This is a genomic window from Rheinheimera soli (genome assembly GCF_021290985.1).
Taxonomy (GTDB): Bacteria; Pseudomonadota; Gammaproteobacteria; order Enterobacterales; family Alteromonadaceae; genus Pararheinheimera; species Pararheinheimera soli.
The window spans coordinates 269,431-281,783 of the sequence record NZ_JAJOYU010000001.1 but is presented as its reverse complement, the minus strand read 5'-3'; the positions used below and the strand labels follow the sequence as shown (position 1 = coordinate 281,783).

11 protein-coding genes are annotated in these 12,353 nt (G+C 45.7%); all 11 read left to right on the top strand.

What is annotated here, in order from left to right; all coding sequences use genetic code 11:
* The first annotated feature begins 85 nt into the window (after positions 1-85).
* The 11 genes from LSG37_RS01310 to LSG37_RS01260 all read left to right on the top strand — a co-directional run bounded on the left by LSG37_RS01310 (position 86) and on the right by LSG37_RS01260 (position 12,163).
* Positions 86-490 (top strand): hypothetical protein, encoded by a 405-nt coding sequence (locus LSG37_RS01310; protein WP_233078056.1) that lies wholly within the window; start codon positions 86-88, stop codon positions 488-490.
* A gap of 160 nt (positions 491-650) precedes the next feature.
* Positions 651-1,394: a flagellar basal body rod protein FlgF gene (locus tag LSG37_RS01305; RefSeq protein ID WP_233078055.1), complete on the top strand. Its 744-nt coding sequence runs from the start codon at positions 651-653 to the stop codon at positions 1,392-1,394.
* A gap of 21 nt (positions 1,395-1,415) precedes the next feature.
* Positions 1,416-2,204: a flagellar basal-body rod protein FlgG gene (gene flgG / locus LSG37_RS01300; RefSeq protein ID WP_008898555.1), complete on the top strand. Its 789-nt coding sequence runs from the start codon at positions 1,416-1,418 to the stop codon at positions 2,202-2,204.
* A gap of 10 nt (positions 2,205-2,214) precedes the next feature.
* Entirely contained in the window at positions 2,215-2,895 is a 681-nt protein-coding gene (gene flgH, locus LSG37_RS01295) for a flagellar basal body L-ring protein FlgH (protein ID WP_233078054.1), read from the top strand.
* A 13-nt stretch (positions 2,896-2,908) separates the two neighbouring features.
* On the top strand, positions 2,909-4,006 hold the full coding sequence (locus LSG37_RS01290; protein ID WP_233078053.1) for a flagellar basal body P-ring protein FlgI: 1,098 nt from the start codon (positions 2,909-2,911) through the stop codon (positions 4,004-4,006).
* Complete coding sequence (flgJ, locus tag LSG37_RS01285) at positions 4,007-5,023, top strand: flagellar assembly peptidoglycan hydrolase FlgJ (protein WP_233078052.1); 1,017 nt, start codon at positions 4,007-4,009, stop codon at positions 5,021-5,023.
* Between the two features lie 74 nt (positions 5,024-5,097).
* The gene (gene flgK, locus LSG37_RS01280) at positions 5,098-7,125 is read left to right on the top strand and encodes a flagellar hook-associated protein FlgK (protein ID WP_233078051.1); all 2,028 of its coding nucleotides are present in this window, start codon (positions 5,098-5,100) and stop codon (positions 7,123-7,125) included.
* Positions 7,126-7,127: 2 nt separating this feature from the next.
* On the top strand, positions 7,128-8,354 hold the full coding sequence (gene flgL / locus LSG37_RS01275) for a flagellar hook-associated protein FlgL (RefSeq protein WP_233078050.1): 1,227 nt from the start codon (positions 7,128-7,130) through the stop codon (positions 8,352-8,354).
* Positions 8,355-8,394: 40 nt separating this feature from the next.
* Positions 8,395-9,942 carry a glycosyltransferase family protein gene (locus LSG37_RS01270; RefSeq protein ID WP_233078049.1) on the top strand — a complete coding sequence of 516 codons (1,548 nt, stop codon included), beginning with the start codon at positions 8,395-8,397 and terminating at the stop codon, positions 9,940-9,942.
* Positions 9,943-10,252: 310 nt separating this feature from the next.
* The gene (locus LSG37_RS01265; RefSeq protein ID WP_233078048.1) at positions 10,253-11,083 is read left to right on the top strand and encodes a flagellin N-terminal helical domain-containing protein; all 831 of its coding nucleotides are present in this window, start codon (positions 10,253-10,255) and stop codon (positions 11,081-11,083) included.
* A 249-nt stretch (positions 11,084-11,332) separates the two neighbouring features.
* Entirely contained in the window at positions 11,333-12,163 is an 831-nt protein-coding gene (locus tag LSG37_RS01260) for a flagellin N-terminal helical domain-containing protein (protein ID WP_233078047.1), read from the top strand.
* Positions 12,164-12,353 lie beyond the last annotated feature (190 nt).

The window sequence follows — 12,353 nt, the reverse complement described above, 5'->3', positions numbered from 1 at the left end:
TTTGTTGCTGGGGTTTATGTGCTCTGTTGGAAAACTCAGGCAGATCTCTGTTCGTAGCTTTTAGTTGGCAACTACCGAGGTGACGATGAAATTCAAAACCCTTCTGACGTTTGGCATGTTCGCGACATTCTGCTGTAGTGGCGCAGAACAGGACGTGCTGATCACCACTGATTTTGTGCTTAAAGCCGGCGCCTCTCAAAGCCGTACCCTGAACATAGCTAAGCCAGAACAACTGGATATGCTGGTTATGGTTGGCTTTAACCCGATCAAGGCCTTATCTGTTGATTGTGTATTTCGATTGTACAGTCCGTCTGACGTATTTATCGGAACCTATAACTGTGGCGAACGCCAAAGTCATGTTTTTAAGCAGCCTTTGCTGGTCACTTCTAAGGTTCGTGTACAAATCGAAGTCACAAATTATAACTTTACTACAGCCACTACGGCGTTTTCCGTTACCAACATATTCAAGTTTGTGGCGCCAGATAACTAGCCAGGTCGGTGTTGACAGTGCAAAATTAAAAACGACGACTATCTTAATTTTTCTATTAAATACAATCATATAAATTTATTCCCTTCTGCCAGACCACAGAGTGTTTTCTTCTTGGCATCAGTCTTGCTTTACTTAACTTATCTCAAATGGAGGCCGGACTATGGACCATTTACTTTATATCGCAATGAGCGGTGCCAAAGAGAATATGAATGGCATCAGCATCAAGGCGAACAACCTTGCAAACAGCACTACGACGGGCTTCAAAGCTGATTTGGAGCAGGCCAGGGCAATGCAGGCTTTTGGTGAAGGTTTACCCACCAGGGTCTTTTCGCTGACAGAACGACCTGGTCAAAATTTTGACGACGGCGCTTTTATTATCACCGAGCGCGACCTGGACATCGCAGTGCAGGGCAAGGGCTGGTTGTCTGTTCAGGATGCAGAGGGCAATGAGGCCTATACCAGAACAGGCAATATGCAGCTTAGCCCTACAGGTATGCTACAAACTGCTTCGGGCTTAAGCGTGATAGGTGAAGATGGTCCTATTCAGATCCCTCTACCCATCAGCAAAATGGAAATTGGCGATGACGGTACCATCAGTATCAGACCAGAAGGCGCGCCAGCCAATGCGATGCAGGAAGTGGCACGGCTTAAGCTGGTTAAGCCTGAATTTCAGGATATAGAAAAAGGCACAGACGGTTTGTTCCGGCGTAAAGATGGTGAAATCGCAGAATTAGATGCAACGGTCAGAGTGATGAGCGGGGCAGTGGAAGGCAGTAACGTCAATGCAGTTAGCGAAATGACCCAGATGATTAGTTTACAACGTCAGTTTGAAGTACAGGTCAAAATGATGAAAACGGCCGAAGATATTGATCGGCAACACAACCAAATTATGAGAGTTATGTAGGCGTAAGCCTGGGAGGTTAGCATGCATCCAGCTTTATGGATCAGTAAAACCGGTTTGGACGCGAAGCAGCGTGACATTTCGGTGATTTCAAACAACCTGGCCAACGCCAGCACTATTGGCTTTAAAAAGAGCCGTGCTGTATTTGAAGATTTGTTGTATCAGAACATTAATCAGCCAGGCGGTCGCTCTTCACAGAACTCAGAGTTGCCTAACGGCCTGATGTTAGGTGCTGGTACCAAAGTGGTGGCGACTCAAAAAAGCTTTACTCAAGGCAATATGATCACCACTGAAGGCAGTCTGGATGTGATGATCCAGGGCCATGGTTTTTTTGAAGTACTGATGCCGGACGGCACTATTTCTTATAGCCGCAATGGTCAGTTCACGACAGACAGTGAAGGCAACTTAGTCACTTCAGGCGCGGGTTACCAAATTCAGCCAAACATAGTGATCCCTGAAGATGCACAAAGCATCACTATTTCTCAGGATGGTGAAGTCTCAGTGCGTTTACCGGGTCAGGTTGATCAGGCTGTTTTGGGTCAGTTAACAGTCACTAACTTTGTTAACCCGGCAGGTTTAGAACCTGTTGGACAAAACTTATTTACTGCAACAGCTGCCAGTGGCGATCCGGTGCAAGGTATTCCGGGTTTGGAAGGCCGCGGTATTTTAGTGCAGGGCGCTTTGGAAACCTCAAACGTCAATGTGACGGAAGAGCTGGTCAGCCTGATTGAAAGTCAGCGGGTTTATGAAATGAATTCCAAAGTAATTTCAACTGTTGATCAGATGCTGGGTACCATGATCCAGCAGCTGTAGGAGTAGGTGGATGAACAAGTTAATTTTGTTAGTACTGACACTGCAACTTTGTATTGGCTGTGCTGGCAGCTTCAATGAACCTATGCCGGATGACCCGAATTTTGCGCCTCTACCACCAGAGCCAGAAGCGGTTCCGCTGTCAAACAATGGTTCATTGTTTGCGCAGGGGTTGTCTAATGGCTTGTACTCAGACAACAAAGCCCGTCGCCCTGGTGACATTATTACTGTGGTACTGAAAGAAAATACTCAGGCCTCTAAAACGGCTAAAACAGAGTTTGGTAAAGACAGCTCTGCCAGTTTTGATCCTATGATTGGGTTAGGTGGCCGTGAGGTCAGTGCACTTGGCAATACCCTGCAGTTTGGTGCTAATTCCGCCTCAGACTTTAAAGGGGACTCCAAAGCAGACCAAAGCAATAGCCTGGTTGGTGATATTTCGGTAAACGTATTGCGAGTGATGGCGAACGGTAATCTGGTGATCCGTGGCGAAAAGTGGCTGACCCTGAATACGGGTAAAGAGTTTATTCGTTTAACAGGTGTTATTCGTGCTGAGGATATAGATTCGCGAAATACTGTTCAATCTACCAAAATTGCTAACGCCCGCATTGAATACAGTGGCACAGGGGCAACTCATGGTGGCCAGGGCCCGGGTTGGTTAACCCGGTTCTTTAATGGTGTGTTGTGGCCGTTTTAATACAGGTGAAATGATGAAACTAATCCAAAGCCTTTTGTTGGTCGTGTTGTCCGGAGCTTTGTCTTTCCCGGCTTCAGCAGCCCGCATTAAAGATTTAACCAGTGTACAAGGGGTGCGCAGTAACCAATTGGTGGGTTATGGTCTGGTGGTAGGTTTGCCAGGCACTGGTGAGCAGAGTCCTTTTACCGAGCAAAGTTTCAGAACCATGCTAAGTAACTTTGGTATCAATATGCCGGCTGGGATGAAGTCTCAGATCAAAAACGTGGCCGCTGTGGCAGTACATGCCGAGTTACCTGCGTTCAGTAAGCCGGGCCAGACCATTGATATCACTGTATCTTCTATGGGCAGTGCCAAAGGCTTACGTGGCGGTACCTTATTGCAAACTTTCCTTAAAGGTCTGGATGGCAATGTTTATGCGGTAGCCCAGGGTTCGTTAATTGTCAGTGGTCTGGGCGCTGAAGGTGCGGATGGTTCACGAGTGATGGTCAATACCCCCACTGTAGGCCGCATTCCAAATGGCGCGACTGTTGAACGTGAAGTGCCGTCGCCTTTTGCTGATGGTGACTTTATTACCTTTAATTTAAACCGATCAGATTTTACGACTGCCAAAACTCTGGCGGAAACCATTAATAACTTTATTGGTCCGGGCACCGCATTGTCGCTTGATGCGTCTTCAGTGCAGGTCAGAGCGCCACGGGATATGGATCAGCGGGTGTCTTATTTATCGACTCTGGAAAATTTAACTCTGGAGCCTGCCAGTCAGTCGGCAAAAATCATTATCAACTCCAGAACCGGCACTATAGTCATAGGTAAAGATGTACGGCTTTTTCCTGCAGCTGTCACTCATGGTGGCTTAACTGTGACCATTGCCGAGAATCCTGTTGTAGTGCAACCCAACGCTTTGGCTGGTGGGGATACTGCGGTTGAACAAAATACTATTATTGATGTAAGGCCGGATCGATCGCGTATGTTTAAGTTCGACCCCGGCACTACACTGGATGACTTAGTCAGCACCATCAACGCCGTAGGCGCAGCGCCAGGTGACTTGATGGCCATTTTAGAAGCCTTAAAAGAAGCGGGCGCCATTCATGGTGAGCTTGTGGTGATCTAAATGAGTAAAGTTGAGCACAAAGTTAACTATCATGATTTAACCAGCTTACAGCAGCTGAAGCATAACTCCGGTGGAGATGATGATAAAGCGCTGAAACAAGCGGCTAAACAGTTCGAATCTATTTTTATGGGCATGTTGCTGAGCAGCATGCGCAAAGCCAATGAAGTATTCGAAGATGACGGTGCGCTCAACTCTAGTGCAACCAAGTTTTATAAAGACATGTATGACAAACAGTTGGCAACGGATCTGTCAGAAAAAGGCAGTTTAGGCTTAGCCGATTTACTGGTACAGCAATTACGGCCAACAAAAGGCAAGACCACGCCAGCTTCTATGCTGAAGGTACCGACTGAAGCCGCTCCGGTGCGTGAATTAACGAGCAGTGTAGCTGCAAAAACTGATGCGGCAGCTGTTGTTGCTCAGGTGAAAAAATCAGCTGATATAGCACAACCTGCAGCAGCCGCACCTGCACCCCCAGTTGTGACCACTGAAACGCTGATTTCTGAACCCGACAATGACGACTGGACTTTTGAAAGCCCTGGCGACTTTATAAAGAAACTAATGCCAGCAGCTAAACAAGCTGCACAGAAGCTAGGTTTAGAGCCATTAGCGTTGTTAGCTCAGGCCGCGTTAGAAACCGGCTGGGGGCAACGTACCTTTAAAACGGCTGAAGGCAATAACAGCTTCAACTTTTTTGGCATCAAAGCGCATAACAGCTGGCAAGGTGACGTTGCTGTGGTGGATACCCTGGAGTATCGTCAGGGTGTGGCACAAAAAGAGAAAGCTAAATTCCGTGCTTATGAATCGCCAGAGCAAAGCCTGGGAGATTATGTCGACTTTATAAAATCCAACCCTCGCTATCAGCAGGCTGTTGCTATGGCGGATAACCCCAAAGCTTATTTTCAACAGCTGCAGGCAGCTGGTTATGCTACAGATCCAAATTACGCTCAGAAAATTCTTTCAGTATTTAACAGTGAAACTTTCAAACAGGCACGAAACCTGCTTGCAAACAACGAGTAGAGAATAAAACCAGATGTTTAACCAGCCATGCCGGTTAATAAAGCAACGATGCACAGGCATCAGCGGAGACTCAGATGTCAGATAACTTACTTCGGATTGGAACCTCAGCCATACTGGCCAGTACTGCTTTGCTTTCGACTACAAGTAATAACATCGCCAATCTGAACACTCCGGGCTACAGCAGACAACGTACAGAGTTTGAGTCGAATATACTGGGGCTTGGAGTAGGGCGTGGCACCACAGAACGTCTGGTCAATGAGTTTGCCCAAAAGCAAATGTGGCGTGATACCTCTTCCGTTGGTTATGCCAACCAGTACTTATCCGAAGCGAGCCGTGTTGATACTTTGATGTCCGATCAGTCCAACAGTATTTCGACAGGTATGTCATCTTTTTTTAGTCAGTTACAAACGGCGATTAATGATCCAACCAATGCAGCTTCCCGTCAGTTAGTGATGGGGAACGCGCAAACTTTGTTGAACAGATTCAACACGCTGTCTAGCCAAATGACAGCGCAAAACAAGTACCTCACTCAGCAACTGGAAACTGATGCTGCAGATGCAAATGAGCAAATTGGTGTGATTGCTCGTTTAAATCAAGAGATTTTTGCTTACGGTAATAATCCGGCCAAGCCACCGCCGTTGGACTTGCTCGATAAAAGAGACCAGGCCATTAAAGAGTTATCTGTTCTGGTTGATATTAATGTGCTGGATGCTGAAAACGGTGATAAACAGGTTTTTCTGGGCAGTGGGCAGTCTCTTGTACTCGGAAACGGCAAGTTTAATTTATTCAGCGTGGCGGGTAACCCGGATCCAAATCGAAAAACTTTACAGCTTAAAGCTGGTACTAATCAGAATGTGATCATTAATGTCTCCGAAACAGATTTAGGAGGCAAGATAGGCGCATCTCTTGAGTTTCGGACTAAAGTGCTGGATCCAGCTCAGCGGGAGTTGGGGCAACTGGCATTAGCCTTCACCGATGCCTTTAACACCCAAAACCGTTTGGGCATGAATGCCGATGGTAATTTGGGCGGTGATTTATTCACCTTACCAAATTTTACTGCTTTGCCTTACGCCGGTAACACTGGCAGTGGGGCCATTACTGCCTCTGTGGCAGCAGGGCAAGGCAAAAATATTCCGGCTAATGACCTGCGTATCACCTTTACCGCTCCTGATGCTTTTACTGTCGAAGCTATGGACGCGTCAGGCAATGTGATACCAGGTACTGCTATCAGCCGGACCGGTGTGACTTTTCCTGTCACTGTAACATCAGACGATACCAACGATTTTTTTGGTTTAAATATTACTTTAACCAATGGTGCTCCGGCTTTTGCCGCGGGTGACCAGTTTGATTTAAAGCCTTTAAGTGTGGCGGCACAGAATATTAGTCTGGCGACAAATCGTCCTGAGGCTATAGCTTTGGCATCTCCACTTAAAAGTGAAAAAACACTGACAAATCTGGGCAATGCTGAAATAGATAAACTATCTATCACCAGCGTAGGCCAGACAGGCAACAGATTATCGCAGCCAGCTAACTTTACCGATGGCCCCATTTCTATTACTTATTTGGGCAATAATCAGTTTCTGATCGAAGACTCAGGCGCTCCTGTTGTCAGTGAGACTATTACCTTCGCCGGCACTGATTATCAGAACTTGTTAGGCGGTTCGGTTAACTTTGCTGATGCTGGTTTTGATTTTTCTGTTAAAGGTGTGCCGCAAGTGGGCGATACATTCAGTATTGCTTACAACGCTGGTGGTTTTGAAGACAACAGAAACGGCTTGTTGCTGGGTGATCTGCAAAATTCCGATATGGTTCGCATCAACGCAGCCACCACAGTCAATGCAGATAAGTATCAAACTTTTAACCAGGCTTATTCGGAGTTAGTTGGCTCTGTTGGTACTCAAACCAGTCAGGCTCGTGTTGCCGCTGCATCGTCTAAATCCTTGTTAGAACAAACGACAGCATGGCATGAATCATTATCTGGTGTCAGTCTGGATGAAGAAGCGGCGGACTTAGTGCGGTTTCAGCAAACTTACGCAGCGGCGGCTAAAATATTGTCGACGTCACAAACAATTTTTGACACGCTGTTGCAGGCGGCGAGGTAATAATGCGTACTACGTTTAACATGAAATACAGCCAGAGCCTGGATTCAATTTTAAGTACACAGGACAAATTACAAACTGCAAGCTTAATGCTGAACAAGCAGACCAAAATTCTGACTGCTGCTGATGATCCATCCGGCGCCGCCCGTGCTATTGGTCTGGAAGCCAATATTCAGCAAACCAATCAGTATCAGAATAACAACACTGCAGCACGTAACAGCCTTGAACTCCAGGAAACTGTGCTTAGCAGTGTTCGGGATGCGATGGACAGAGCCCGGGTTTTAACCTTGTCGTTAGGCAATGGCACCTACGATGAGAACGATCGCAAAGCTATAGGTGATCAGTTAGGCAATATTCGTGATGAATTATTTGATTTGATGAATCGTCGGGATGAACTGGGTGGTTATTTGTTTTCTGGTTTTCAGGATCAAACCCAGCCATACAGCCTGAACAGCGCCACCGGAGACTATGAGTTTAATGGTGACGAAGGTCAAAAATCTATTCAGCTGTCTTTGTCTATTTCGATTGCTGCCAATGACAGCGGCCGCAGTATTTTTGACAGTGTGGACAAGCGTTTTCAGACCAGCAATGCAACTGTTGGCGCTCCTGTGACAGCAGCTAAAGTGACAGTGGCCAACCAGAGCGTGTTCGATAATTTTTACAAGCAAAATTATGACGGTTTAACGCCGGGTAACAATGACTACTCAGTGGTATTTTCTGCGCCATCCAATTATGAAATTCAGCGCAATGGTGCCTCTCAAGTACCAGCAGTCACAGGCACTTACACGCCTGGAGAGCCAATTAACTACAATGGTTTGTCGGTTGATGTCACTGGTGCAGCACCAGGTGGTACTGTGGATTTCAGCCTGCAACCGCCAGAAAAAACCAATATTCTGAATTCTTTAACCGACTTAATTAATGGCATTGAAGCAGGCGACAGCGGGGATGTGCTGAACGAGCGTATTCTGGATGCCACAGTTGAAATTGACAATGCTTCAACAAAAGTCGATTCTGCCGTGTCTTCTATTGGTGGTCGCTTAAATGTGATTGACAGCATTTTTGGCAGTAATGAAGATGTACTCATTGCCACTAAATCTCACAAAGCCGACGTAGTGGAACTGGATTACAGTACAGGCATTACTGAACTGGTAAAACAGGAAACTGCATTGCAAGCGGTACAGGCTACCTTTGGCAGAGTGACTGGCCTGAGTTTATTTGACTATATAAACTAAGCACTTTTCTTAAACTTTTTTCTCCGGCAGGAAGCCAGTTATGTCTTTGCAAGAACTCTCTCGTTTTGATCAACTGTATTTACAATCGAATGACTGGCCAGTGAATGAATTTCATCACTGGGACACAGTCAGCTTTTCTACTCTTGACCCAGAAATCCAACTCAGCCTTTTAAAGAACTTCAGCCCTGATTCTGTGCCTGTTACTTTATGGCGCAAATTACGATTATTGCTGCTTGGTGATCAAAGTGTGGATGGACAAAAACTACTGAACCTTTTTAGTACTCTGCCTTTTCTACAGCAGAACATGCTGTATAGCCAACTGATGCGGGCTAATTTTGTCGGCCAGTCTTTCGCTTTTGATTACGCGTCGCTCTATCAGTTGATGATTAATAAGTTTTGCCAGCAAAGTGCAGAGTTTTGCCATGTAAGCCCTTTGATCGGCTGCGGCAACGAAGACGTTGTGTTACTACTGACCAATCAGTTTGTCACAGTTCAGCACGGGCCTACTCTGACCATTTTAAATTACGCCAGTGCTCTAAAAGCTATGGGTAAACACCCAGTGGTGATTTGTTGTACCAGCGTTGCCAAGTCTGGCCATTATGTGTATCCGATGCCTGCACCGATATTTTTTGGCACAGTGCGTAACGAATACTTTCAAGGCGATACCTTGTTTGATTTGGACGCAGGCAAACAGCAACCTAATGCGGGTGGTGCTGTGGTTAAATGCTGGGATCAATACTTTGATTTTATGCAAATAACACCAATGGACGATACGGAGCATCTGATTGATTTAGTCAATGTGATTAACCAACTCAATCCACGCTTTATTATTGGTGTGGGTGGTTTAAATCCTGTATTGGAGTTTATTGCTCAAAGCCGACCAGTGTTGAACGTGCCTTGTGTTACTTCTTTAGTTACGCCTTTGTATGCGGCGCCTGTGTTGCATCGCGAACTAACAGAAAAAGATCAGTTACGGCTTGATGCACTGTCTTTATCTCATCCGGTACTGACCAGTCGCTTGCCGTTCAGATTACGTAAGTTTGACTGTGTAAAAAGCAGCAAAGTGACAGACAAAGTACTGAAATTTGCCATTGTCGGCTACCGGCTTGAACACGAAATACGCTCCGATTTCATCAACACTTTGTTGATGATTAAAAGGCAGCTTCCGCAGTCGGCTTTTGTCATTATCGGGCCTGATGCGATTGAAGGATTTCCGGCTGAGTTAGAGTCCTGCAGTTATTTCAGTGGCAGAGTCAGCAATGCCATAGACCTCATCGCCAATTGCCACTTTATGCTTAACCCCAGACGCCAGGGCGGTGGTACTTCTGCCATTGAAGCTTTAAGTTTAGGGATCCCGGTATTAACTGAAGCCTATGGTGACGTGTATCAGTATATTGGGGATGACTTTGTGTTTTCATCGGATCAGGAGCGGCTGGAGTTTATTCAGCGTTATCTGACTGATGCAGAATTTGCAGCTGATCACACTCAGACTTGTCTGGATGCTGCAGCAAAAGCCACAGACTCCTTCGCTATAGTTCAGCAACTACTGCTTGATTACGACAGTTACATCTATCAGCTTCAACATTAAGGGCCGCAGAGCAAGCCGCCTGGTGTAGCTCTGCCTCATTGCTCTGTTCCATAAGCCCTCAAACGTCCATTTCCCCAACTTTTTCGCCTATTTTGCTTTAAAACCAGCATTTGAATTAAAGTTCTGAAGTGGCGTGCCGATACTATAGTTAGCTGCAAAAATACCCGCAATAAAATATCCTAAGTCTTTAAATTTATTCAATAAAGTTAAAGAAAATCCTCAAGAAAAACCTCCTGACGTCGATACAGTAATTAAGCAGGGAACAACAAAATAATTACTCTGCAAACATAAAAAACTCAGGAGATATATCATGGCTTTATTTGTTAATACTAACGTTTCGGCGTTAAATGCCCAAAGGCAACTAATCAATTCAGGCAAATCATTAGATACAGCGTTTCAACGTTTATCTTCAGGTTTCCGTATCAATAGTGCTGCAGATGATGCTGCAGGCTTACAAATCAGTAACCGTTTGACCAGCCAGGTGAATGGTTTGGATCAAGCAATAAGAAATGCAAACGATGGTATTTCATTGTCTCAGGTTGCTGAAGGCGCGATGGATGAAATCACCAACGCCTTACAACGAATTCGTGTACTTGCAGTACAGTCACAAAATGGTATCAACAGTTCCAGTGACCGCATTGCGTTACAAAAAGAAGTATCTGCGTTAAAAGCAGAAATCAGCCGGATTGCCGCAACAACGCAGTTTGGTGGTGTGAAGTTACTGGATGGTTTGTACTCTTCCACTTTCCTGGTAGGAGCTAACGCGGGCCAGACCATTAGTGTGAACATATCCAGAACTGGAGGTGGTTTTGGTTCATCAGGTTTAGGTATTGCAGGCTTAAGTATCAGTAGCTTAGCTGGTGCATCCAGAGCTCTGGCAAGTATCGATAGTGCGATTAACGTGATTGACTCTAAGCGGGCAGACTTAGGTGCGATTCAAAACCGCTTCCAGTCAACCATTCGTAACTTATCAAACATTGTTGAAAATATTTCGGCAGCACGAAGCCGGATCAAAGATACCGACTTCGCAAAAGAAACAGCTGATTTAACTCGTGCGCAGATTTTGCAACAGGCCAGTACTACTATTCTGTCCCAGGCGAATCAAAGACCACAGTCTGCACTGTCTTTGTTACAAGGTTAATTATTCAACAATAACTACTACATATTGAATCGATCTTTAGTACGACTCCTGAGCTTTATGCTCTTTGGTCATACGGCTTTACCGTATGGCCTTTTTTATTTGTATCTAATAGTGGAATGTTTATTTTATTAAATTGCTAAAAATGGCTAAAGAAATAATATTGTTTGCCGATACAGTATTTGAGTGGGTTAGATTAAATATAAAATGACGTATCCACTTTTTATTCAATAAACGCTCAGGAGAAATGATATGGCGTTATTTGTAAATACCAATGTCTCGGCGCTGAATGCGCAGAGGCAACTTATAAACTCGGGTAAAACCCTTGATACATCGTTTCAACGACTTTCGTCTGGTTTTCGCATTAATAGCGCAGCAGACGATGCAGCTGGTTTGCAGATCAGTAACCGCCTGACCGCCCAAATACAGGGCCTGGATCAGGCGATACGAAACGCCAATGACGGCATTTCATTATCCCAGGTGGCAGAAGGGGCCATGGATGAGATTACCAATGCGTTGCAGCGCATCAGGGTTTTATCTGTGCAATCGCAGAACGGCATTAACAGTTCAGCTGATCGCGTAGCGCTGCAAAAAGAAGTATCGGCGTTAAAGACTGAAATCAGTCGTATCGCCACAACCACCCAGTTTGGTGGTGTGAAATTGTTAGACGGCATGTATTCATCGACTTTCCTGGTGGGGGCTAATGCGGGCCAGACCATCAGTGTGAATATCTCAAGGACAGGTGGTGGTTTCGGGGCATCTGGGCTAGGAATAGCGGGCTTAAGTATCAGCAGTTTAGCTGGTGCCTCCAGAGCTCTGGCACAAATCGACAGTGCAATTAACGTGATCGACTCCAAGCGAGCCGACCTGGGTGCGATTCAAAACCGCTTCCAGTCCACGATCCGCAACTTGTCGAACATTGTGGAAAATATCTCGGCTGCACGCAGCCGGATTAAAGATACAGATTTTGCGAAAGAAACGGCTGAACTGACACGCTCGCAGATATTGCAGCAGGCCAGCACCACCATCTTATCGCAGGCAAATCAGAGACCTCAGTCGGCATTGTCATTGTTACAAGGGTAACGGACAAAGCAGAACGTTTAAGTTCAGCGACTGAATAGACCCAAGGTAGTTGAAGCGATAGAAGCACAAACTACCAGGATACAACACGAACAGCACTGGATCTGGAAGGCATTGGGCGCCGGATCCGTACGACCAACTTTATGGCACTGCTCTGACGCACCTATAGTGAGGAGCTCCTGCCAAAGGAAAA